21 protein-coding genes are annotated in these 22,731 nt (G+C 68.6%); 17 read left to right on the top strand and 4 right to left on the bottom strand.

The features are described from left to right. Window positions 1-4 precede the first annotated feature (4 nt). The 13 genes from ABZ463_RS27265 (at window position 5) to ABZ463_RS27205 (ending at window position 15,095) form a co-directional block, all read left to right on the top strand. On the top strand, window positions 5-652 hold the full coding sequence (locus ABZ463_RS27265) for a hypothetical protein (protein ID WP_352014499.1): 648 nt from the start codon (window positions 5-7) through the stop codon (window positions 650-652). After that, window positions 649-3,927, top strand: a complete 3,279-nt coding sequence (locus tag ABZ463_RS27260; RefSeq protein WP_362780342.1) for a DUF87 domain-containing protein — start codon at window positions 649-651, stop codon at window positions 3,925-3,927. The genes ABZ463_RS27265 and ABZ463_RS27260 overlap by 4 nt, the downstream gene beginning before the upstream one ends. A gap of 125 nt (window positions 3,928-4,052) precedes the next feature. Then, on the top strand, window positions 4,053-4,646 hold the full coding sequence (locus ABZ463_RS27255; RefSeq protein WP_362780340.1) for a DUF2975 domain-containing protein: 594 nt from the start codon (window positions 4,053-4,055) through the stop codon (window positions 4,644-4,646). Beyond that, complete coding sequence (locus tag ABZ463_RS27250; protein ID WP_352014496.1) at window positions 4,646-4,879, top strand: helix-turn-helix transcriptional regulator; 234 nt, start codon at window positions 4,646-4,648, stop codon at window positions 4,877-4,879. Before ABZ463_RS27255 ends, ABZ463_RS27250 begins: the two co-directional genes overlap by 1 nt. A gap of 178 nt (window positions 4,880-5,057) precedes the next feature. Continuing rightward, the gene (locus ABZ463_RS27245) at window positions 5,058-6,611 is read left to right on the top strand and encodes a polymorphic toxin-type HINT domain-containing protein (protein ID WP_362780395.1); all 1,554 of its coding nucleotides are present in this window, start codon (window positions 5,058-5,060) and stop codon (window positions 6,609-6,611) included. 674 nt (window positions 6,612-7,285) lie between these two features. After that, window positions 7,286-8,113 carry an amino acid ABC transporter permease gene (locus ABZ463_RS27240; protein ID WP_352014492.1) on the top strand — a complete coding sequence of 276 codons (828 nt, stop codon included), beginning with the start codon at window positions 7,286-7,288 and terminating at the stop codon, window positions 8,111-8,113. Beyond that, the gene (locus tag ABZ463_RS27235; RefSeq protein ID WP_362780337.1) at window positions 8,110-8,871 is read left to right on the top strand and encodes an amino acid ABC transporter ATP-binding protein; all 762 of its coding nucleotides are present in this window, start codon (window positions 8,110-8,112) and stop codon (window positions 8,869-8,871) included. The genes ABZ463_RS27240 and ABZ463_RS27235 overlap by 4 nt, the downstream gene beginning before the upstream one ends. A 154-nt stretch (window positions 8,872-9,025) precedes the next feature. Continuing rightward, on the top strand, window positions 9,026-9,925 hold the full coding sequence (locus tag ABZ463_RS27230) for a transporter substrate-binding domain-containing protein (protein WP_362780334.1): 900 nt from the start codon (window positions 9,026-9,028) through the stop codon (window positions 9,923-9,925). 33 nt (window positions 9,926-9,958) lie between these two features. Further along, a complete protein-coding gene (locus ABZ463_RS27225; protein ID WP_362780331.1) occupies window positions 9,959-10,819 on the top strand; it encodes a helix-turn-helix transcriptional regulator in 861 nt (286 codons plus the stop codon). Between the two features lie 126 nt (window positions 10,820-10,945). After that, on the top strand, window positions 10,946-11,449 hold the full coding sequence (locus tag ABZ463_RS27220; RefSeq protein ID WP_352014488.1) for a helix-turn-helix domain-containing protein: 504 nt from the start codon (window positions 10,946-10,948) through the stop codon (window positions 11,447-11,449). A gap of 204 nt (window positions 11,450-11,653) precedes the next feature. Next, on the top strand, window positions 11,654-13,117 hold the full coding sequence (locus ABZ463_RS27215) for an FAD-binding protein (protein WP_352014487.1): 1,464 nt from the start codon (window positions 11,654-11,656) through the stop codon (window positions 13,115-13,117). Between the two features lie 599 nt (window positions 13,118-13,716). Next, complete coding sequence (locus ABZ463_RS27210) at window positions 13,717-14,223, top strand: SigE family RNA polymerase sigma factor (RefSeq protein ID WP_362780327.1); 507 nt, start codon at window positions 13,717-13,719, stop codon at window positions 14,221-14,223. Continuing rightward, entirely contained in the window at window positions 14,220-15,095 is an 876-nt protein-coding gene (locus ABZ463_RS27205) for a hypothetical protein (protein WP_362780325.1), read from the top strand. The genes ABZ463_RS27210 and ABZ463_RS27205 overlap by 4 nt, the downstream gene beginning before the upstream one ends. 278 nt (window positions 15,096-15,373) lie before the next feature. On the opposite strand, the gene ABZ463_RS27200 is transcribed toward ABZ463_RS27205, so the two are convergent. From ABZ463_RS27200 to ABZ463_RS27190, 3 genes are all read right to left on the bottom strand, one after another. Then, a complete protein-coding gene (locus ABZ463_RS27200; RefSeq protein ID WP_352014484.1) occupies window positions 15,374-15,661 on the bottom strand; it encodes a carbohydrate-binding protein in 288 nt (95 codons plus the stop codon). A 1,116-nt stretch (window positions 15,662-16,777) separates the two neighbouring features. Then, entirely contained in the window at window positions 16,778-17,452 is a 675-nt protein-coding gene (locus ABZ463_RS27195) for a response regulator transcription factor (RefSeq protein ID WP_362780322.1), read from the bottom strand. A 13-nt stretch (window positions 17,453-17,465) separates the two neighbouring features. Beyond that, entirely contained in the window at window positions 17,466-18,668 is a 1,203-nt protein-coding gene (locus tag ABZ463_RS27190; RefSeq protein WP_362780320.1) for a histidine kinase, read from the bottom strand. Window positions 18,669-18,873: 205 nt separating this feature from the next. Between ABZ463_RS27190 and ABZ463_RS27185 the strand changes: the two genes are divergently transcribed. Next, on the top strand, window positions 18,874-19,560 hold the full coding sequence (locus tag ABZ463_RS27185; RefSeq protein ID WP_362780317.1) for a hypothetical protein: 687 nt from the start codon (window positions 18,874-18,876) through the stop codon (window positions 19,558-19,560). 99 nt (window positions 19,561-19,659) lie between these two features. On the opposite strand, the gene ABZ463_RS27180 is transcribed toward ABZ463_RS27185, so the two are convergent. Further along, a complete protein-coding gene (locus tag ABZ463_RS27180) occupies window positions 19,660-20,076 on the bottom strand; it encodes an SRPBCC domain-containing protein (RefSeq protein ID WP_352014480.1) in 417 nt (138 codons plus the stop codon). Between the two features lie 81 nt (window positions 20,077-20,157). Here ABZ463_RS27180 and ABZ463_RS27175 point away from each other — a divergent pair, with 81 nt between their 5' ends. The 3 genes from ABZ463_RS27175 (at window position 20,158) to ABZ463_RS27165 (ending at window position 22,335) form a co-directional block, all read left to right on the top strand. Continuing rightward, window positions 20,158-20,640, top strand: coding sequence for a MarR family transcriptional regulator (locus ABZ463_RS27175; protein ID WP_362780314.1), 483 nt, complete (start codon window positions 20,158-20,160; stop codon window positions 20,638-20,640). Between the two features lie 61 nt (window positions 20,641-20,701). Next, window positions 20,702-21,202 carry a SigE family RNA polymerase sigma factor gene (locus ABZ463_RS27170; protein ID WP_362780311.1) on the top strand — a complete coding sequence of 167 codons (501 nt, stop codon included), beginning with the start codon at window positions 20,702-20,704 and terminating at the stop codon, window positions 21,200-21,202. Further along, window positions 21,199-22,335 carry a hypothetical protein gene (locus tag ABZ463_RS27165; protein ID WP_362780309.1) on the top strand — a complete coding sequence of 379 codons (1,137 nt, stop codon included), beginning with the start codon at window positions 21,199-21,201 and terminating at the stop codon, window positions 22,333-22,335. Before ABZ463_RS27170 ends, ABZ463_RS27165 begins: the two co-directional genes overlap by 4 nt. The last annotated feature ends 396 nt before the right edge of the window (window positions 22,336-22,731 follow it).

Here is a 22,731-nt window from a genome sequence, read left to right as displayed (position 1 = left end):
AGATATGTCTGATTCAGGGCTTTCGTTCACTGAAATCACGGTTTTGATGGTTCTGGCGGTCGAGGGGGAGAAGATTGTCAACCCTGACCTGGAGAAGCGCTACCGCGTGGTCCTCAGAAAGGAATCCCGCGAGAAGCTGAACGACCTCAAGCTCATCGAGAGCCACAAGCAGGGGCGTTCTCTTGTCCACACCCTGTTGGACAAGGGTTGGGAGGAACTGAAGCTCGCGGTCGCATCCGATGTTTCTCCGCCCAGCGGTGCGGGCGGGGCGATGAGTCTCGCTCTGTTGTCCCTGGTCCGTGGAATCCTGACGCGGACCGGACGGGAGTTCTCTGACCTCTTCCTTCCGGAAGACTCTCCGACGGCTGCCGTCGAAGTGGAAACCGATGGGGACATCACCACGCGCATCCGCGCGGCCTATACGAGGTTGGCGGAGAAGCCTGGTGCCTGGGTCAACCTGGTACGGCTGCGCCCGCTGCTCGGAAATGCCACGCGAGAGGAAGTGGACATCGCACTCAAGGGGATGATCCACATTCCCGAGGTGAGCATCGTGCCGGAGAGCAACAGGAAAACCCTCACTCCGGAGGCCAGGGCGGCTGCGGTGATCATCGGGGAGCAGGAGAAGCACCTCATCGCGATCGAGGCCCGGTGAGCACCCCGGAGCTCGAAGCCCTCCGGAGGCTGAAGGGCAACTACGTCGAGGGGCCGGAGGACGTGTGGAATCCCGCCACCTTCCACGTTGAGGGCCTGAACCGGACTGTGGAACGCGCCATCCTCAGCGGTCTCGATGATGTGGCGACCGGGGGCGCGACCAGCCCCATCGGCCTGGTTCTGCGCGGGCAGAAGGGCACAGGCAAAACTCGTCTGCTCGGTTGGATTCGCGAGAGGATCCAACAAGACGGTGGTTACTTCTTCCTGATCCAACTGCTGGACGCGCAGGCTTTCTGGGAGAGCGCCCTTTCCGCGATCCTCGACGGCCTGTCCAGGAACGGCGCCGAGGGGGAGAGCCAGCTCAAGATCCTGCTGCGGCGGCTGTCGGAACTCACCGACATGCCTCGTGGAGTGCACCGTGAGGTGATCGGGAACCGTGGGGTGACGAGGGAGAGCCTCGACGCTTTCGTGGAAGGGGTGCGCACTCTCAATTCCCATGTAGGCAGGGATGCCAGGGATACCCTGCGCGCCCTTGTGCTGTACGCAGGAGCCGACTACGCCGCACAGGACGTGGGTGAGGGTTTTCTCCGCGGGCTGCAGGAAGAAGGATTGGATGGACGTGAGGCCTGGGGCATTCGACAACTGTTCAAAACACCGCAGGCGATCGTCAAGGACATCTCTCGGCTGCTCGCGTTGACCGGACCATCCGTCATCGCCGTCGATCAGATCGACGTACTCGTCGCTCATTCGCCGTTTGCCACCGAAGGTACGGCGGCGCACGACTGGCGTGACCTGATCATGATCGACCAGGTGGCCGGCGGTCTGATGGCGCTGCGCGAGACCACTAACAGGACTCTGACGATCGTCTCGTGCCTGCAGCAGACCTGGACTCTCATCGAGACATATGCCGTGGACACTGCGCGTGACCGGTTCAAGGTGATGCCCGACCTCAAGCCCCTGCCCAGCGACGAGGCTGCCCAGGAGTTGGTCGAGAAACGGTTCGCCTCCCGATTCGCGGAGATCGGCTTCGTTCCGCCGTACCCGACCTGGCCGATCCGGCCGACTGTCTTCGAGAACGCCAGCGAGTACACCCCGCGACAGCTTCTAACGAGGGTCGACGCTCACATCGACGCCTGCTTGGCAGACGAGCAGGTACGAGAGCTTGAGCGCCTCGGGCAGACCATCGACCGCCAGCCCAAACAGATCATCCAGCCCTCTGCCTTCGAGCAGATCGATGCCCGGTTCGCCGATCTCAAGAAGCTGACGCCCACGGACGACGCCCTGAACGCCACCGTTGAGGACGCCGTCATGCCCGCCCTGCTCGCGGCCGGGCTTTCGGCCTGGATCGACGGGCTCGGTGAGGCCGGGGCCCAGTTCAGTGTGGACCCGCCGCCCAGCAGCAAGCCCCCGCTCCACGCGCGACTGCGGCGCACCCTGGACGAGGAGACCGAGGACGAGGAGCACTGGGCGTTCCGGGCCATCGCCGCCACGCACCACATCGCCGCCCTCAGCCGCCTGCGCGCCGCCTCCGTCACGGCCGGGTTGAACGCCGAGGTCTCCCGCAGGCGGCTGTTCGTGCTGCGCAACGTGGCCTGGACGCAGGGTCCCAAGACGATCGCCGCCGTCGCCGAGTTCGAGAAGGCGGGCGGCAGGGTGCTCACGGTCGACGAGGAGGACCTCAGGATCCTTGCCGCGCTGCGGCAGCTGTACGCGGACAACCCGCCGAACCTGCGGGCCTGGCTGGCCGTACGGCGTCCGGCACGGGACGTGAAACTGCTCCGCGAGGCCCTGGGGGACACCCTCCCCGAGGGAGAACCCGAGCATTCGGGCGGCACGCTCCCCGAGACCGGAACCGGGCGTTCGAACGGCGTCGCGGAGCCGTTTCCCAGGACCGAGCCGGAGCCCGCACCGATCCCCACCCCCACCGGCGCCGTGACCCCCGAACCCGTCAGGCCCGTGTCCCCTCAGCCCGTGTCCCCCAACCTCGCGCCCGTCAGGCCCGTGGACTCCCGGTCCGTGACCCCACAGATCACGGAGCAGCCGCCGTACGTGCCATTGGGCAACACCGTCATCGGCGGCCGGCCCGTCTCGGTCGAGCTTGAGGCGCTCAGGAAGCACACCGTGATCTTCGCCGGGTCGGGGTCGGGGAAGACCGTCCTCATCCGCAGGCTGGTCGAGGAGTGTGCCCTCCGAGGGGTCTCCGCGATCGTGCTCGACCCCAACAACGACCTCGCGCGACTCGGTGACGGCTGGCCGGAACCGCCGCAGGGCTGGGGGCCGGGTGACGCGGAGAAGGCGGCCGAGTACCTCGCGGCCACCGACGTCGTCGTCTGGACGCCACGGCGGAAGGCGGGACGGCCGTTGAGCTTCCAGCCGTTGCCGGACTTCGCGAGCGTCGTGGCCGACCCGGACGAGTTCGGTGTCGCCGTGGACGCCGCGGTGGCCTCGCTCGCGCCGCGCGCCAAGCTCACCACCAAGACGGCGAAGACCGAGGTCGGGCTGGCCGTGCTCAGGGAGGCCCTCGTGCACTACGGGCGCGGGGGTGGAGTGGGCATGTCCGGCTTCGTCGACCTGCTCGCGGAGCTGCCGTACGGCGTGAGCGAACTCGCCAACGCCGGGAAGATCGCGGCCGAACTGGCGCAGACGTTGATGGCGGCCATGGTCAACGACCCGTTGTTCGCCGGGGAGGGGACGCCGGTCGATCCCGGCGTGCTGCTCACCCCGCCCCCGGGGAAGCGGGCACGGGTCTCGGTGATCAGCTTCGTCGGCCTGCCGTCGGACGAACAGCGGCAGAGTTTCGTGAACCAGCTGCAGATGGCGCTGTTCGCCTGGATCAGGAGGAATCCGGCCGGTGACCGTCCGCTCGGCGGTCTGTTCGTGATGGACGAGGCGCAGACCTTCGCGCCCTCGGGTGGGACGACCGCCTGCACGCGGAGCACGCTGGCGTTGGCCACCCAGGCCCGCAAGTACGGCCTCGGCCTGGTGTTCGCCACCCAGGCGCCCAAGGGGCTGCACAACTGGATTCCGGGCAACGCCGCGACCCAGTTCTACGGCCTGCTGAACTCCCCGGCCCAGATCGAGGCGGCCAAGGAGATGGCCAGGTCGAAGGGTGGCGCGGTCACCGACGTCTCCCGGCTGACGACGGGCCAGTTCTACCTGGCGGCCGAGGGAACCGCCTTCGCCAAAACCCTGGTCCCTCTCTGCCTGTCCCACCACCCCAAGGCCCCCCTGACCGCCGAAGAGGTGATAACCAGGGCCAACCCCACCCAGTCCTGAACACCCTCGGCGACCACACGAGGTGGCCTCGGGACGGCCGGTTGACTTATCGTTTTTCGATAACTTATCGTCCTGGTTATCGAAAAACGATAAGTGGGAGCGAGATGTCCGAGAGGAAACCTTCGTTGGAGCCCTTGGCCAGCGCGGCGCCGCTTGGGCTGTTGTGGTTCGTCGTCGTCACGGTGGTGGGCTTGGGGCTTCTCGCCTCCGGGAGAGGCAGTCTCTTCGGGCTGGACGGCGAGACCGCGTGCGCCGTCGATCCGGGCCTGCAGGCGGGAGAGGTTCTCGTCGACCGCGCCACTTCGGGTGTGTCGACGATGGCGACGGGAACGCGGTTCTGCACGGACGATCCCAGCGGGGCGCAGATGATCTGGCAGGCGCTCACCACGTTCCCCGGCTTCGTGCTCGCCGTCGGCGCGCTCGTCATGGTGTGGCGTATGGTCCGCGTCGCGGACAGGCGGGGCGTCTACACACTCGATGTGGCGCGAGGGCTTCGTTCCCTGGGGTGGTGGCTGCTGGTCGGTGCCGTCCTGGCTCCCACCGTTCAGGACCTCGCCAACGCTCAGTTGCTCGGCACGCTCAGCGTCGGCTACTCCTACACGTTCCGGCTGCCTGACATCTCACCGGCGGTCGTTCTCACCGGGCTGGGTCTCATCACGCTCACCCGCGTCATGAGGAACGCCGTCCGGATGCGTGAGGACCTCGAAGGCCTGGTCTGATGTCACCCGCCGACATGGAAGAACACGGCATAGCCGTACACCTCGACCGCCTTCTCGCGGAGCGGGGGATGACCCTCACGGAGCTGTCGGAACGCGTCGGCGTGACCATCGTGAACCTGTCCATCCTCAAGAACGGCCGCGCCAGGGCGATCAGGTTCAGCACACTGACCAAGATCTGCGAGACGCTGGACTGTCAACCGGGAGATCTTCTCTCCTGGCGTGGAAAAGACTGAAGGCCAGGACTCGCCAACGCCTCGAAGCGCTCCTTCCTCCCGCCGTTGAACGCCTCCGGTGGGCCGAATTTGGATGACCCCAGTTCTTTGAAGGTGAGGAAAACCCAGATGTCGTAGGTTCGGCGGTGGGGAGAGGCCGTCCTACTACGGCTACAACGCCCACACCGACGTCGAGAGCCTGACCTCGGAGACCGACGACACCCGTGCCACCTACGGCTACACCGCCTACGGCAAGAACGACGACAAACTCTTCACCGGCGTCGACAGACCCGACCCGGCCGACCCCGGCAAGGACGAGTACAACCCCTACCGGTTCAACGCCAAACGGTGGGACAACTCCACCGGGACCTACGACATGGGCTTCCGCGACTACAGCCCGGGCCTGAACCGCTTCCTGACCCTCGACTTCTACGACGGAGCCCTGGACGACCTAGGCCTCGGCCTGGACCCCTGGACCTCCAACCGCTACGCCTTCACCGGCGGCAACCCCATCGGCATCGTGGAGATCGACGGCCACTTCAACGTGGCCTCCTCAGACGCCGGCGGCATCGCCCCGAAGAAGGCTTCGAGTCCCACTCCGCCGCCTCCGGTGTCACCGCCGAAGTCCGTGAAGAAGCAGGCCTCCACGACAAAGGCGACTCCCAGCCCCAAACCCGGTGAGGACATCAACGCCTACTTCCAACAGTGCCAGAAGATCGGGCACGAGAAGTGCAACTGGGGCAAGTCTGAAATAGCCGCGCTCTACGATCTTTTCGCTGCGGACTATGTTGACTACGCCAAAGGTGACGGGAGCAGTTGCGCCTGGGCCGCCGTGGGCATCCTCGCCGGTCCTCTCGGTAGAGGTGCGGAAGCGGCCGTAGGCGTTCTTCGGGCGGGCAGCAAGGCCATCCGAGCCGGGAACAAGATGAGAAAGGCTTCCAAGGCGTGCCGCCAGAGTTTCGTCCCGGGCACCGAGGTGCTCATGGCCGACGGCACCAGAAAGCCAATCGAGGACGTCAAGGTCGGAGACGAGGTCCTGGCCACCGACCCCGAGACCGGCAAGACCGAGGCCAGACCTGTCATCGCACTGATCACCGGTGAGGACGACAAGAACCTCGTCCAGATCACCGTCGACACCGACGGCAAGGAGGGGAACAAGACGGGTCTGGTCATCGCCACCGAAATCCACCCCTTCTGGGTGCCTGAACTGCACAGGTGGGTCGACGCCAGGGATCTCACCCCCGGCATGTCGCTGCGTACCTCGGCCGGCACCTACGTTCAGATCTCCGCGATCAAGAAATGGTCCGCCTACCAGCGTGTTCACAACCTCACCGTCGCCGATCTCCACACGTACTATGTGGTGGCGGGGGCCGCGCCGATCCTCGTCCACAACAGTGGACCCTGTGAGAACATCGCGCTCGGTCTTAGCGAAGTCGATGGTGATCCCATGGCGCTGCTCAGCTTCGCCGACTCGAAGGGGGCGAAGTCCTATCATGACTGGCCGTCCGGGGGCGACAACTGGGTCAGCGAGTTCAAGGACTTTGTCAAGAACGGGAAAACCAGTATCCACTTTAATCTGGACGGTATCGAGGATCCCGTGGCCGCTGCCGGAGCTGGAAGCGGTCTGGATCCCATCTTCGACGGGCACGCGACCGCGTGGGAGCTGAGTTTCATACGGGACAATCCGAGCTCTTGGCCGCGTGTGACCTTCTACCGAAACGGGGCACCCGTTGCCAATCCCTTCGTACGCTGAGGCAAGCCCCCCAGAGGGGGCTGACCTGCCACTGCTAATTGAGCGGAGGTTCCGCCCGTGGCGATACGGGGTGAGCCACTCCGAGTTGCGTCTTCGGAGCGTCGACAGAGCCTCCACCCGTGACCTCATCGAAGTCTTTTTCCACGGAGTAATCGGAGTGAAGCTCAAGTCAACGTATGAGTCTCTGACGCTCGCCAAAGCTGATAGGAGATCGGCAGGCGAGATGCTGGAATTCGTTGGAGTACCTGGCTCGAAAGCTTCGAAAGTAAATTGCCTGACGCTGGAGCCGGGTAATGGCAGCAGCTTCGTGGTGTGCCTTGGCTTCAGTGTCTGGTCGCATCCGAAAGACGGAGGATACGATTCGGCCGGAATACCGGAATCCGGCTCCAGACTGATCCTCAGAGGATAGAAGCTCAGGGGCGCCGGGCCGTGCGCCCTGATACCGGCGGACCGGAGGGCGGTCGCGGGATTCCGCGACCGCCCTCCGACGCGCTCCCGGGAGTTCTCGTCCTTCGAAGATCGGAAGGCGGATGGTGCGCAGACGAGGGCGGACAGGTCCTCGAAGGACGAACGGGAGGAATGATCAAGCTGAACGTGGCATCTGTATCGGGAGATCCCACAAGAGTGCAGTCAGCGTCAAGCTTTGGCGTCGGGGGCGGTTCTACGGTCGTCGCGTGCTCGACGAACTCTCGAAGATGCCCGTCGCACGGCGGCGGCGCCTGGGGTCACGATGGGGGCTCGGCGCGGTACTGCTCGCGCTGACCGCCTGGCTTTGCTGGACGGTCGTCACCAGCCCGAACCTTGACTGGGCGGTGATCGGATCCTATCTGTTCGCGGAACCGATCCTCAGCGGGGTCGGGGTGACGCTGCTGCTCACCGTCTCGACCCTGTTGTTCGGCCTGGTCCTCGGGATGCTGCTGGCCCTGATGCGGCAGTCCGACAACCCGGTGCTCAGCGCGGCCTACGCGGCGTACGTCTGGTTCTTCCGTGGGACACCGCTGCTGGTCCAGCTGGTCTTCTGGTTCAACCTCGCGCTGCTGTTCCCCAGGATCGGCATCGGGATTCCCGGCACCTCACTCGGCTGGTACGGCGAGGCCAACACGCTGATCACCCCGTTCGTCGCGGCGCTGTTCGGCCTGGCCCTGCACGAGGCCGCGTACATGGCGGAGATCATCCGAGGCGGGTTCCTGGCCGTCCCGCGTGGCCAGGTGGACGCCGCGCTCATGATCGGCATGACCCCGGCACAGGCGTCGCGGCGGATCGTGGTGCCGCAGGCCGTACGGGTGATCCTGCCCGCGCTCGGCAACCAGTTCATCCTCATCCTGAAGGGCACCTCGATGGTCTCGGTCATCGGCGGTGGTGACCTGCTGACCCGCGCCCAGCAGATCTACGGCCAGAACTACCAGGTCATCGCCCTGCTTCTGGTCGCCTCCCTGTGGTATCTGGCGCTGGTCAGCCTGGCCTCGATCGGCCAGCACTACCTTGAGCGGGGGCTGCGGTGAAGGGCGCGGTGAGTGTCAGGGGTCTGCGCAAGTCGTACGGCGCGACCCCGGTTCTGCGGGGCATCGACCTGGACGTGGCCCCCGGCGAGGTGGTCTGCTTCCTCGGCCCGTCGGGCGGCGGCAAGAGCACGTTGCTGCGCTGCATCGCCCACCTGGAGACCGTGGACGCCGGGCTGGTCGCCGTGGACGGGGAAGTGGTCGGCTACGAGCCGAAGGACGGCAGGCTGGTCGAGTCGTCGCCGAAGCGGCTGGCCATGACGCGCCGCAAGATGGGCATGGTCTTCCAGCAGTTCAACCTGTTCGCGCACCTCACGGCGCTGGAGAACGTCATGCTCGGGCCGGTGACGGTCCTGCGGCGGGACCGGTCCGAGGTCGAGAGGCGGGCACGTGACCTGCTGGGACGGGTCGGGCTGGCGGCGCACGCGGACAAGCGTCCGGCGCAGCTGTCCGGCGGCCAGCAGCAGCGGGTGGCGATCGCCCGCGCGCTGGCCATGGACCCGTCGGTGCTGCTGTTCGACGAGCCGACGAGCGCGCTCGACCCCGAACTGGTCGGCGAGGTCCTCGGCGTCATGCGCGACCTGGCCGGTCAGGGCATGACCATGCTCGTCGTCACGCACGAGGTGGGGTTCGCGCAGGAGGTGGGGGACACCGTGGTGTTCCTCCACGGCGGTGTCGTCGAGGAGCAGGGCCCGGCACAGCAGGTACTGCGTTCGCCCTCGTCGGAGCGGACGGCGTCGTTCCTGGCCCGCGTCCTGTAAGGGCCGGCGACACCTCGAAGCCCTCGACGCCGAGCCCCGAGCCCCAGGTCCCAAGAGCCTCGGAGCCCGAGGCGCCCGAAGCAAGGTCCCCGAGCCACCCCCCCCACGGGCTGCGAAGTACAGCCCGGCATGAGTTCGCAGAGCAAGGAGTGACATGTCAGTCATCACCCGTGGTTGTGTCCTGATCGCGGCCGTGGCCGTACTCGCCGGGTGCGGCACCTCGACGCCGGAGGCGTCCCCGTCCTCGGCCGCGCCCGCCCCGGGAGCCTCGGAGGCCCCGGCGGCGTCCGGCGCGGCGGCGCTGGTGCCCGACCGGATCAAGCAGGCGGGGGTCATCAACGTCGGCACGACCCTGCCGAACCTGCCCTACCTGCTGACCGACTCGGCCAACAACATCACCGGGGGCATCACCCCGGAGGTCGGCAAGGCGGTCGCCGCCAAGCTCGGCCTGGAGTACAAGATCCAGAACGTGGCCTGGGAGGCGCTGCTGCCGGGCGTCGCGGGCGGGCGGTACGACATGGCCGACGACGGCATCTCCGACACGCTCGAACGCCAGCAGATCGGCTACTTCGTCGACTACATGCAGTCCTCGCAGGTCCTGGTGACCAGCAAGGACAAGGCGGCGACGATCAAGTCACTCGACGACGTCTGCGGCAAGAAGGTCGCCGCGATCCGCGGCACGACCGACGTGCAGGTGGTCAAGGACGCCTCGAAGAAGTGCGCCGACGGTGGAAAGCCCGCCGCGGAGGCGGTCGAGTTCCCCACGGCCCAGGACGCCGACCTGGCGCTGCGCTCGGGCCGGGTGGACGTGGAGGTGCTGGTCGCCGAGACCGCCAAGTACGCCATCAGCCAGGGCTCGCCGGTGGCGATCGTGGCCGAGGGCTTCGCGCCGACCTACGTCGGCATGTTCGTCGCGAAGAAGGACAAGGCCTTCGCCGACGCCCTGCTGGCCGCGCTGAAGGAGCTCAAGGCGGACGGCACGCTCGACAAGATCCTCGACGGGTACGGCCTCAAGCCCATCGACGAGCCCGGAATCAACCTCGCCACGTCCTAGGGCCGGGTTCCACACGCAGAGGGGGTGAGCCGGATGTTGCCGATGCATGAGATCGAGGTGCCGGTACCGATGGGGCTCTCGCCCTTCGCCGTCGGTACCTTCGACGAGATGGGGTCGTGGTCGCGGGCCGCCTTCCCGCACCGTCACGTGTTCTACGAGATCCTCTACGTGAGCGCGGGAAGCGGCACCCACACCGTCGACTTCAGGTCGTCCCCGATCCGGCCCGACACGATGTACTTCATCGCGCCGGGCCAGGTCCACCACTGGACGTACGAGGTGCCCATGCAGGGCACGCTGGTGCTGTTCACCGAGGAGTTCCTGCTGTGGCAGGAGGAGCCGCCCTTCTTCCACGGTCTCAGCGAACGTGCCGAACTGCGCCTTTCCGGCGTGGAGGCGGAGGGCATGGCGCGGTTGCTGGGGCTGATGTGCGAGGAGTACCGGGGGCGGGGCGCCGGCTTCGCCTCGATGCTCCAGTCGTACCTGCAGATCCTGCTGGTCACCAGCGGACGTCTGCTTGAGGCGGGCAACGGCGGAGGGGCCGTCACACGCTCCTCGATGCTGGCGCGGGCCTTCACCCGGCTGGTCGCCAAGCACGTGATCGACGTCCGTTCCGTCCGGGCCTACGCGGAACGGCTCGGCGTCACCTCGGGGCACCTGGCGGAGACGGTCAAGGAGGCGACGGGACGCAGTCCGGGTGAGGTGATCAGGGACGCGCTCACGCTTGAGGCCAAGCGGCTGCTGGTGCAGAGCGACCTGTCGGTCGCGCAGATCGCCCGCGCGCTCGCCTTCGACGACGCCTCCTACTTCGGCCGGTTCTTCAAGCGGGAGGCCGGGGTGACGCCGGGGGACTTCCGTAAGGAAATCCGGGAAAAGTACCAGCCTGGCCGTACCTAGTGCCTGTTCCCGCAGGTGAACACCTCCTTAATGTGGGAGAAATCCCAGTGTTGAGGAGGTCCGTGTGACTCGTGGGGTGACGACCGGCGGACACATCGGCGAGACGGGCAGGGGCGTCGGTTCCTGATGGGCGAGACGATGTCGGTGACGTACGTCTCCGCCGAGGACGCCGGGATGCTGGTGCTCAGGCTGCCCGGACACCTGGCGGCGGACTCCGCGACCGTCGAGCGGTTGAAGGACGCCGTACGGCACACCGCCGCCGGCTTCGTCGAAGCCGGTCCCAACGAGGGTCCCCGTGACGGCCTGATGCCCAGGATCCGTGCCTACATCGACGACAACCTGGGCGACCCGGGCCTGTCACCGGAGTCGGTGGCCTCGGCGCACCACATCTCCACCAGCTACCTCTACAAGCTGTTCGCCCGGCAGGGCGTCTCGGTCGCCCGCTGGATCAGGCAGCGCCGCCTGGAACGTTGCAGGAAGGACCTGTCCGACCCCCGGCTCGGCGGCAGGGCCGTCGGCGAGGTGGGCGCGCAGTGGGGGTTCGCCGACTCCTCCTACTTCAGCAGGGTCTTCAGGCAGACGTACGGCTGCTCGCCCCGGGCCTACCGGCACGGTCTCAAGGCCTCCTGAGGCCGGTTCCGGCCCCGAGCCCTGGCCTCAACCCTCAGGGCCTTGACCCCGAAGTCGACCCCGGTTCCGGCCCGAACCCCGAGGGTTGAGGCCGGTTTCGAGGCGTCCCGATCCCCGGAAAACGGTTGTACACGCGGACGCGCGATGCGCAATGTCACGAAAGGCGCGTTGTCCCCATATAGCTTGATCACTAGCGTCTCAAACGTGGTTACACGACGACGATTCCTCGGCACGCTCGGTGCGAGCGCCCTCATTGTCGGCTTCGATCCTGTGGAGCGGGCGTGGGCGACCGGTCCCGGCTCCGGTGGACTCCAGCGCATCCCTCACCTGGACGGCGTCCTGCTCACCGATCTCGCCACCCGTCAGGCCGACGGCCGTGACCTCGGCAGGATCGTGAAGCGCCTACCCCGCGCGGTGCTTCGGCCCGGGTCCGTCCGCGACATCCAGAAAATGGTCCGCTTCTGCCGCGAGCACCGCATCCCGGTCTCCACCCGCGGCCAGGGGCACTCGACCCACGGGCAGGGACTCACCGACGGTCTCATCATCGAGAACCGGTCGCTGTCCGCCATCCACTCGATCGGCCCCGACTCCATCACCGTGGGCTCCGGCGCACTGTGGCGGGAGGCGGCCGACGCCGCCGCGCCCCGCGGTCTGACGCCCCCGCTGTTCACCACCTACGTCGGGCTCTCGGTCGGTGGAACGCTCTCGGTCGGCGGCGTCCCCGCGCAGAACAACTTCGGTGTGCAGATCGACCACGTCCGCGAGCTTGAGGTCGTCACCGGCGACGGCCGCCTGCACCGGTGCTCGATGGACCGCGAGCGGGACCTGTTCGAGGTGATGCTCGGCGGTCTCGGCCAGTGCGGCGTGATCACCCGCGCCACGCTCGACCTGGTGCCCTCCCGCTCGCTGGCGCGCAACTACATGATCCGCTACCCGGTCACCGAGGTGGCGAGGGCCTGGGACGACCTGCACATCCTGCTGGACAGGAACGAGGTCGACGGCTCCTACCTGCTGATGTCCGTACCCGACGGCACGAACATCACCTGCCAGCTCAACGTGGTCGTCTTCCACGACGCCGACACCCCGCCCAACGACCAGCGCCTGCTGCGTGACCTGAGCGTCTCCCCGGCCTCCGCGGAGATCGAGAACAGCACCTACCTGGGGTGGGTGAAGCGCTACGACCCGGTCATCGAGCTGTGGCAGCGACAGTGCGCCTGGGACGACCTGATCAAGCCGTGGTTCGACGTCATGCTTCCCGGGGAGTCGGCCGAGGCCTACGTCTCGGAGGTCATGCCGTCGCTCACCGCCCGCGACTACGGCCCCCCGACCGGCATCGGCTTCCTGTTCCCGCAGCGGCGGGCCAAGCTGACCAGGCCGTTCTTCCGGGTTCCGCCGGGCGACAGCGAGTACGTCTACCTGTTCGACATCCTCACCTCCTCTCCCGCGCCCGGCCCCGACGCGGCCTTCACCGCCGAGATGCTGGAGCGCAACCGCCGTCTGCACGCCAAGGCGCGGGCGATCGGCGGGACCCGCTACCCCATCGGCTCGCAGGACTTCACCAAGGCCGACTGGCGCGCCCAGTACGGCGACCGGTGGGCGGACCTCGTGCGCCGCAAGGCGAAGTACGACCCCGACCACATCCTGACCCCTGGCCCGGGGATCTTCTGACCACGTCCGCGTCCCGCTCCGCGAAGAGCGGGACCCGGGCAGGTCCAGGGCCTCGAAGAACAGGCCGATGTACGGCCCACGGTCGCTCGGGCACCCAGCGCGGGGCCCGGTCCGTCGGCCCCCGTGAACCCGGTCGAGGAGTGAGCGGCCGACGGTCCCGGCCGTGCGGATCCCGTGGACGCGCGCCCGGCAGGCCGCGGTACGCACGGTCGATCCGATGCGGGAGCCGCCGTCAGCGGTCTCCGGACGACCGGCACCACACCGCCTCGCAGGCGGCGCCGAGAAACAGGCCACAGCCGGGGGCATGGAACGTCCTGATCCCGTCCGCGCCCAGGGGCGGGGCCGCCGTCCTGGTTGCCACCGCCTCCGCGTGTTCCGGGGCATGGGCGGTGCCACCGACGCCGAACGGCAGGCATCGAGCCGGTATCGTCATGGGACGGCGGCTCGCGCGAGCCGCCTCCCCCACGTGGCCCTGACGGTCGGTTCGCACAGGGGCGCTTACCGGCTTCCGCCTCCACGGCATCGGCGGTGCAGGCTGACGCGCGCCATAGATTCGCAGACTCTCCTCCATCTAAGGGTGCGAGACACGAGGAGAGCCCTTGCACCCTGACCATCAGCGCGACTTCACCGAGTTCGTCGCCGGCCGATCCGACAGCCTGATCAGGCTCGCCTACGTCCTGACCAACGACCGGCACGCCGCCGAGGACCTGCTGCAGACGGCGCTGGCCAAGACGGCCGCCCACTGGCGGCGCATCCGAGCCAACCCGGAGGCGTACGTGCGCCGGGTCATGTACCACGAACAGGTCGGGCGGTGGCGCAGCCCGCGCTGGGGCCGCGAACGCGTGCTCGAAGCGCCTCCCGATCACGGTGTGGCCGACCACACCTCCGAGGTGGAGACCCGCGTCACGCTGGCCGAGGCGTTACGGGTCCTGCCCGCGCGCAAACGGGCGGTGCTGGTGCTGCGCTACTACGAGGACCTCCCGGAGTCCGAGGTCGCCAAGATCATGGGTTGCTCGGTGGGCACCGTACGCAGCCAGACCCATCAAGCCGTCGCCCGCCTGCGCGAACTGGTCGGCGAGACCGTCATCCTGGAGGGCCTGCAGTGACCATCGACGAACGGCGGATCGCCGAAGAACTGCGCCTGATGGCCGACGAGGCCGTCCCCGTGGACCCGCTGGCCTACGCCACGCGGGCTCTCGCCCGGCGTCGGCGCCGGACGTGGTCGGTCGCCGGGCTCATGGCGGTGACCGTGACCGCCACGGTGGCCGCCACCGTGGTGGCGGCAGTGGTCCTGCCCTTCCCGGACACCTCCGGCCCGAACACCGGGGCCAGTGTGGCGGCCCTGCCGGACAACACCCCCGAGCAGTTGCGGTTCGTACGCGAGTGCATGCCCCAGGGCGGGCCCGTGCACAACATGGACGGGAACCGGCGGATCACCGAGCACGGGGCGGTTGACGACTTCCGGGTGCTGGTGGAGTACCGGGACAAGGGAGGGACCACCGCCCTGGTGGGCAGTGTCGCCGGTTTCGTGCTCTGCACGCCGACCGATCAGAAGGACATGGCCGAGCGCGCGGTCTTCACCTACTGGGGGTTCCAGCCGCCCGGGGACCTGGCCGGGTTCTCCGGCGACCTGCGGGTGGACGCGTACACCAGCCACACGCATTCGTCCGCAGTCGGCGAGCAGCGGATCCAGAAGGACGACGTGTACCGGGTCGTCACCGGGCGGGTCAGCGACGCCGTGCGGCGGGTCGAGGTCGACTGGGCGGACGGGCGGCGCACGTCCGCGCGGATCGCCAACGGGTTCTTCATCGTACGGATCATCGGGAGGCCGGTGCGTGACCCTGAGGGCCCCGGGAAGGCGGGGGCCGTGGTCCTGGACTCGCCGCCCGTCACGGTGACGGCGTACGGGGCCGACGGGAAGGTCCTGCGGCAGGAGAGGAACGTCGCGTTCGGGCCGGTGGGAAGCGGCGGCGACTGACGGCATCGGGTGGCCGCCAGAGCCGCGGGGGCGGCGGCCGCCGACCTCAGGCCCGTACTCCACCGCCGTCCTGGTGGCCCCGGCGGTCATACCTGGACGCTCACCGGGGAGGGCACCCCGGTGAGCGTCTTCGGCGAACCAGCGGAGCCGGTCCGTTGGCCGCCCGGACGGGAGGGGTGGAGGCGGCGGCCGGGTCGGGAAGCCCGGCCGTCCGCCTTCGCCCCATGGCTGTGACGCTCATCCACGAGCCGCCCGTGCTGAGGTCGGGCGGGGCGTCATCAGGTGATGAGCCGCCACAGAGCGGGGGTGGTCGACGGATCACCACCGTCCGCCGACGAATGGGCCTGGACGCACTTGTAGGTGCAGCCGTCGCAGGTGACCAGATCGCCGGCCGTGTAGTTACGTGAGGCCGACCATAACGGCCACACGACACCCGGATTGGTGATGCGCGCCGGGCGTGAACCCCCGACGGGAGCGGCCAGGGCAGCGGCCACGCCGTACAGGATGACGCCCACGGAGACCATCGCGAATGTCGCGACGGCGGAGGGCACGCGGTCTGGTTTCATGTGACTCCTCGGGAGAGGGGAGAGCGAGCGTCCCCACACTGCCCTGGGCCCCGGGGGTATGAGGAGCCATCGCTTTTGCATATCCCCGTTGTATGGTTCGCGCACCGTCACGATCGCCTGTCCCGTGCGGCGCACGGCCGACGGCGCCCGACCGGCTCCCGTCCGGCGGGATACGCCGTTCACGCTGGTCACAGCGGTCGCGTCAACCCTCACCGCCTCACGGGTCCCGCGTCCGCCCGGCCGCGCCGAGCGTTCCGGCGGCCCTCGAACACTCACGTTCGCGGCCATACCGTTTGCCCACTCTCACGCGCGCATTACCCCCCTCACACCGACGCCGGTCACCGCCGTCCCATGGGGTACGGTGACCGGCTTACCAGGCCTTCTACCCGGCGGTCGTCCTAGGCGAGGGTCCACTGGGTGCCGATGGGCCTCCTGACGAAGCGGTTCCCCGACCGGGAGATTCTCCGTGCGCCGGGAGCGCTCGCTTTCCCGATGTTTCCACGGACTCCGACGGCGGGTTGCTCGGCCCCGTTGCGGGACCGTGTGGTGATAGAGCCTTCTCCGCCATTGTTTCTGAGGTTGCCGGCGCGATTTTCATGCTTTTCTGAAAACGCTCCGCATATCGCGGACGGCGTGGCGGCCGGTGTGCTCGCGATGGTCGGATCGACTGCTTTCTTCATGTCGCTCTCCTGGTGGAAGGCCCGTGACGTGCCCAACATGTCACGGGAGGGGTAAAGGGGATGCAGGTGAAGAATGGCAGTACATAGATATACACCATGGTGTACGAAACGGCCAAGATCGCGATCGAAAATAGATTTTTATCCGGACCGGGAGTCGTTTGAATCCATTCGAATTCAATTTCAGAGAAGCTGGAACGCCTCCACTGCCACGCCCAAAACCAGACCACTCCACCAGGCCCGGCCACCCCGCCCGGCCGTCCTCGCCCCGAGCCCCGGGGTTATGCCCCCTCATGGACGCGAGCCTCGTCCCAAACGATCGATCAAGGCGGTTCTGGAACCACCGCGCTCCAGGACACGGTGACGAGGACCCCGGCAGCCGGGTGGCGAGCCGCCGTACGCGTCCGCACCACTCTCGGGTCCGCGTGGGTGGCCTCCGTCAGTCGCGCTGTTCGCCGGGGCGAACCAGTCCGCTCTCGTAGGCGTAGACCGCCGCCTGCACACGCGTGGTCAGGCCGAGCTTCATCAGGATCCGGGACAGGTGGGTCTTGACGGTGGCCTCGCCCAGGTGGAGCCGGCCGGCGATCTGGATGTTGGTCAGCCCTCGCGCGAGCAGCTTCAGCACGTCCGTCTCGCGGCCGGTGAGCGTGTCGAGCTCGCTCGGCCGATCCGTGCCCCTCGCGGAGGCGGGCCGGTCGGCGAACGCGGCGATCACCCGCAGCGTGACGGCCGGATCGAGCAGCCCGTCGCCGGCCGCGACCGTCCTCAGCGCGGTGACCAGTTGCTCGGGCGGCGCGACCTTCAGCAGGAAACCGCTCACCCCGGCACGCAGCGCCGCGGTGACGTACTCGTCCTCGTCGAAGGTCGTCAGCACGATGACCTTGCTGTCCGGGTGGTCGCGGACGAGCCGGTGGGACGCCTCCAGCCCGTTCATGCGCGGCATGCGCACGTCGATGAGCACGACGTCCGGACGGGTGCGCGCGACGAGTTCGAGGGCCTCGGCCCCGTCGGACGCCTCGCCGACGACCTCGATGTCGGGCTCGCCGCCGAGCACCAGCCGCAGGCCGGTACGGATCATCGCCTCGTCGTCGACGAGGGCCACGGTGATCGGCATCGTGCCGTCCTTGTCAGACTCGGGGGAGAGGGAACCGGGCACGTACGGCGAAGCCGCCGTCCGGCTCCGGGCCGGTGTGCAGACTGCCCTGGACCATCGCCAGCCGTTCCCGCATGCCGACCAGGCCGTGGCCGGTCCGCCGCCCGTTGGGCGGGGTGGCGGGAGTGAGGCTGTCGCGGGCCTTCGCTGTCCTGGCCCGCGTCCCGCTCCCCGAAGGGACGGGAGCGGGGGAGTTGTGCACTTCCATGGTGAGCGCCCGGCCGGTGTAACCGATGGCGACCGAAGCAGGCGCTCCGCCCGCGTGCTGCAACACGTTGGTCAACGCCTCCTGGAGCACCCGGTACGCGGTGACGTCCAGCACCGGCGGCAACCGGGGCAGGTCGGAGGGGGCGTCGAGGGTGACGGCCAGCCCCGCGGCGCGTACGTCGGCGATCAACTCGTCGAGCCGGGCCAGCGACGGCATGAGGGCGAGCGGCTCGCCGTCGACGCGTTCGCGCAGGATGCCCACCAGGCCGCGCATCTCCTCGACGGTCTGCCGCCCGAGACGCTCCAGCCCTGCCACGACCTCCTGCTCGGCAGGGCGGTCGGCGAGCAGTCTGCGCAGCGCGCCGAGTTGCAGGGTCATCACGCTGACCGAGTGCGCGACCGCGTCGTGCACCTCCCGGGCGATGTGCGTACGCTCCTGCACGACGGCGGCCTTGGCGACGACCTCGCTCTGGGCGTCGAGGGCGGCCGCGAGCTCGGCCAGCTTGACGGCCCGCTCGCCGTTGCGCCGCGCCAGCAGCCCCATGGACCAGCCCGGCAGCAGGATCAAGGGCACGAACAGCAGCTCCCACGGTGAAGCCGTGACGGCGGCGGTACCGGCGAAGGACGCACCCGCGACGCACAGCGCCACGACCGAACGCCACCGTGGCTCGCGCCAGCCCGCCCAGGCGACCGCCCCGAGCAACCCGAGCATCGTCGCGCCGCTGACCCCGGGCGCGCCGAACACCACCATGCCCACCGGCAGGCAGGCGGCTGCGACGACCGTGCCCGCCAGCGGCCACCAGGCCGCCGGTACCAGGCCGACGCCCATCACCACGCCCGAGACCCAGACGGCCGTGGAGGTCGCGTCGAAGAAGTCGTCCAGCCGGACCTCCGCCACGGCCAGTGCGGCGACCAGAGGTCCGAACACCATCGGGATGAGGCGTACGTTCCTCAGCCGGCTCATCGTCATGACCACCGATCGTAATCACGCTCGCCGCCCGCCGACTCCGCCAAACGACGGACCCCGGCAGCTCGGGGCGTCCGTCGAACAGCGGACCCGGCCGCGGGCGGGTCCGCCCCGAAGGGGACTCGTCACGGTGCGCGATGGCTGATCCGCCGGTCCCCGTCCCGGCGAGAGGGTGAGGCCCGCCAAGAAAAGCACCAGGAGGTAAGAGATGACCCCCCTCACCCCGTCCCCGGAGACCGAGGCCCGCGTCGCGGAGCCCGCGGCCCGGTTCCTGCGGCCGGCCGGTGGCGTCGCGCTGGTCGCCGGGCCCGTGCTGGTGTTCGCCGGGATGATGACCTGCCCGCCGCAGAGCTCCGACTCGACCGCCGACTACGTCACCGCGCTGGCCCGCGACTTCTTCCTGACCGAGCTGTCGGCGATCCTGCTGCACTACGGGCTGCTCGTGGGCGCGCTGGGCGCGCTGGCCGTGCCCGGGCTGGTACGCGGGCGCAGGGGCCGTCTGCTCACGGTGGCCGGGGCGCTGGCCGCCGCGGTGAGCATGCTGAACGTGTCCGGCGCCGTGCGGGACGACTGGTGGCGCATGATCCTGGGCCGGCAGCTTGAGATGGACGCCGCGGCGCGCCTGTCCGACGCCGTGGACAAGGCCGCGTTCATGCCGCTGTGGAGCGGCACGGAGATCTTCGCCTTCCTCGGCCTGCTGGCCCTCAGCGTGGGGCTCGCCCGAGCGGGCGTGGCCGGATGGTGGCTCACCGTGGTCTACGTCGCGGCCTTCGTCGGAATGATGTTCATCCCGATCCACCTGACATATGTGGCGGGCACGGTCTTCACCCTGATGTTCCTGCCGCTCGCGGTCGCCGGCGTGCGCGTACTGCGGCGCGAGCGGGCCGGTGCGTGACCACGATCCGCTTGGCGCCTCGTACTTTGACGGTCTTGGAGCCGGGCGGGAACCCACCGGCCCGATCGCCTTTCGGCGGTGGGTTCCCGTGCGTCGTGGTCAGGCCGCGGCGAGATGGGTGGTCAGGCTGTCGAGCAGGAAGTTGCTGCCCTGCTCGGCCTGGTCGCGGTCCTCCGCGGTGTCGAAGGTCTGGGAGAGGCTGATCTGGGTGCGCTCGCCGTCGGCGGTCAGGTCGAGAGTCATCAGGACGGGCTCGTCGCGGCCGGGCACGTTCATGCCCATCACCAGGCGCTTGTTCTCCACGACCTCGACGTAGCCGCCCGTCAGCGGGACGCGGGCGCCGCCGGGGATGACCATGACCGAGCTCCAGGCGCCACCGGGCCGGACGTCCAGGACGACTTCCTCGGCACTGGCCCACACGGCGTATTCGTCGGCGACGGTCCAGGCGGCCCACACCCTGTCGGCCGGGGCGTCGAGGGTCCGGGTGATGGTGTAGTCGAAGCCGGCGGTGCTCATGGTGGGACTCCTTCGTCTGTGCCGGAGGTTGGGGATCAACTGATCTCAAGGTATAGTAATGATCAGTGATAGTCAATGATCGTGAATAATTGGGGAGTCGAGATGGACGCCACCGCCGAGGAGCCGGACTTGGGGATGCTGGTCGGGCAGCTGGGCCGGGCACTGCAGGAGGAGCTGTTCGCCCGGCTCGCCGAGCAGGGTCACCCCCAGGTGCGGCCACGACACGGCACGGTGCTGGCGGTGCTGCCCGCCTCGGGCGTGCGGGCGACCGAGCTCGCGCAGCGGTCCGGGCAGCACAAGCAGATCGTCGGGGTCATCGTCGACGAGCTGGAGCGGCTCGGCTACGTGCGCAGGGAGGCCGACCCGGCCGATCGGCGCGCGAAGCTCGTCGTCCCCACCGAGACCGGTCTGGACGAGATCGACAAGGCCCGCGCCATCCTGGCCCGGATCGAACGGCGGCACCGCCAGGAGCTGGGAGACGACGACTACCGGATCTTCAAGGCCGCCCTCGGGCACATCACCCGTTCCCAGCGGGCTTGGCAGGCCCACGACCGGAAGGGCTGATTCAACAGTTCGGCCTCCTCGGCCGTCTATCCCGTGACAGGACGAGGAAAGGCAGGGGCCGGTGGAAGACGATTCCCGCTTCGAGGAGTTCGTGGCGGAACGCGCTGATGCCCTGCTGCGCTACGGCTATCTGCTCAGCGGCAATCCGCACGACGCCGCCGACCTCACGCAGGAGGCGTTGATCCGGCTGCACCAGGCCTGGCCACGGGTACGACGGAAACAGGCCCCCGAGCCGTACGTCAAGATGATCATGGCCAGGCTGCACGTCAGCATCTGGCGGGTGCGCAGGCGTGAGGCGCCGGGCTGGGCGCTGCCCGAGACGGCGCGTTTCGACAGCCCGCCGTCCGACAGCGACGAGGGGCTGTGGCAGGTGCTCGCCACCCTGCCGCGCAAGCAGCGGGCCGTACTGGTGCTGCGTTACTACGAGGACCTGTCCGACACGGAGATAGCCGACGTGCTCGGCGTCTCCCGGGGGACGGTACGCAGCCACGCCTCACTCGGCCTGGCCAGGCTCCGTTCCGTCCTGCCCAGCCCCTCAGCGATCAACGGGAGCCCCGCATGACCGACAGGTTGGAACCCCGTCTGCGCTCGGCGCTCGGAACCGCCGCCACGCGTGCGCCGCAGGCCCCGGCGAGGTTCTCCGCCGAGGTGGTGCTCCGGTCGCGGCGCCGCCGTACGCGCAGGCACGCGCTGGTGGCGGGCGTCTGCGTCGTCGCGGTCGCCGTGCCGGTCGCGGTGACGGTCACCCGCGACACCGGGGGAGGAGGCATCGCCGCCGTCGTCACCGCGACCCCCACGGCCTTCGAGGATCCGCTCAGGAACCCGGACCCCGTCGGGAAGCGCCTGACGATCGACAACCCCTCGGAGGGCCGTCCCCTCTCGCTCTGGTACGCCAGGGCGAGGAACGGTGCCACCGTCTTCTGCCGGAAGTACACCTCCAGGACCGGAGGGGGAACGGAGTTCTGCGGCGAGGGGCCGGTGATCGACGGCGCGGAGGCGACGGACCAGGGCTCGACGGAGTCGTTCCCGCCCCCCGTCACGGGAAAGGTCCTGCACTACGGCACCGCCCAGGCCGGGATCGCCCGGGTCGTGGCCGTACGCGAGGGAGGCGGGCGGGTCACCGGCACGCTGCGGACGCCGCAGGGCGCCCCCCAGGCCATCTGGACCGTGACCGTTTCCGCGGACGAACCGGTTACCGCGTTCGAGTTCCTGGACGGCTTGGGCAGGACGGTCAAAAGGATCGAGCGGCAGCCCCCGGTGTTCCCCGAAACCGGCGCGAAGCCGGTCGGCTCGACCGTGGAGATGCCCGGCGGCCTTGTCGTGGGCCTCTACGAGACGCCCGACAGGTCACTGATCTGGAAGCTGGAGGGACGGGCCGTCGCCATGAACACCCTCTCGCCGGGAGGGCCGCTGACCGACATGGGCGGCAGGCCCATGAAGGCGGAGCTGCGGGAGCACGAGGACCGCTGGTTCGGCATCACCGGCTCCGGGACCGCCCGCGTCGCGCTGGTCCTCCGGGACGGTACGACGGTGACCGCCGACACCAGGCCGGAACCGTGGCAGGCCGGCGACTTCCGGATGTTCGCCGGAACGCAACGGCGCACCGACGACATCTACGCCGAGGGCTTCGAGCTCGTCGGCTACGACAGGGACGGCGCGGAGCTCTGGCGCGAGGACCACGGCCCCACGCGCTAGAGGCACAGGGCAGCCGTACGGCAGGGCGGTCAACGGGGGCGGTCGTCCTGCCGTACTCGGTGCGAACCCGGCGAGATCCGGCAGGCGGGAAGCCGCGCCGACACCCACCCGAGAGGTCGAGGAACGGCACCAAAAAGAACCATAAGCCACCATGATTTCCGGGTTGCCGTGGAAAACAAGGTAAATTCCATCCTCAATGGACTTCCTGTGTCCAGGGCCCCGAAACGGCGGGAAGAAAAGCGGCGTAAACCTTTCCTGGGAATCCATGTGTCACCGTCGTGACCTGTCCCTACGCTGGGTGCGAGTGCTCTGTTTCGGGGGCGGGACACGGGAAGAGGAGCAAATGGGAGACCGTAAGGAAAGGCGCGATCCTCGCATTCTCGGGGTGATGCCTTC

The organism is Streptosporangium sp. NPDC020145, assembly GCF_040631275.1.
GTDB lineage: Bacteria > Actinomycetota > Actinomycetes > Streptosporangiales > Streptosporangiaceae > Streptosporangium.
Note: the sequence above shows the minus strand (reverse complement) of the source record. Positions and strands in the feature narration are given on the sequence as shown.

What these genes read in the sequence shown, in the direction of transcription:
- ABZ463_RS27265 (WP_352014499.1), top strand. Translation starts at nt 5, where the DNA reads ATGTCTGATTCAGGGCTTTCGTTCACTGAAATCACGGTTTTGATGGTT.
- ABZ463_RS27250 (WP_352014496.1), top strand. Translation starts at nt 4,646, where the DNA reads ATGTCACCCGCCGACATGGAAGAACACGGCATAGCCGTACACCTCGAC.
- ABZ463_RS27230 (WP_362780334.1), top strand. Translation starts at nt 9,026, where the DNA reads ATGTCAGTCATCACCCGTGGTTGTGTCCTGATCGCGGCCGTGGCCGTA.
- ABZ463_RS27225 (WP_362780331.1), top strand. Translation starts at nt 9,959, where the DNA reads ATGTTGCCGATGCATGAGATCGAGGTGCCGGTACCGATGGGGCTCTCG.
- ABZ463_RS27220 (WP_352014488.1), top strand. Translation starts at nt 10,946, where the DNA reads ATGGGCGAGACGATGTCGGTGACGTACGTCTCCGCCGAGGACGCCGGG.
- ABZ463_RS27200 (WP_352014484.1), bottom strand. Translation starts at nt 15,661, where the DNA reads ATGAAACCAGACCGCGTGCCCTCCGCCGTCGCGACATTCGCGATGGTC.
- ABZ463_RS27195 (WP_362780322.1), bottom strand. Translation starts at nt 17,452, where the DNA reads ATGCCGATCACCGTGGCCCTCGTCGACGACGAGGCGATGATCCGTACC.
- ABZ463_RS27190 (WP_362780320.1), bottom strand. Translation starts at nt 18,668, where the DNA reads ATGACGATGAGCCGGCTGAGGAACGTACGCCTCATCCCGATGGTGTTC.
- ABZ463_RS27185 (WP_362780317.1), top strand. Translation starts at nt 18,874, where the DNA reads ATGACCCCCCTCACCCCGTCCCCGGAGACCGAGGCCCGCGTCGCGGAG.
- ABZ463_RS27180 (WP_352014480.1), bottom strand. Translation starts at nt 20,076, where the DNA reads ATGAGCACCGCCGGCTTCGACTACACCATCACCCGGACCCTCGACGCC.
- ABZ463_RS27165 (WP_362780309.1), top strand. Translation starts at nt 21,199, where the DNA reads ATGACCGACAGGTTGGAACCCCGTCTGCGCTCGGCGCTCGGAACCGCC.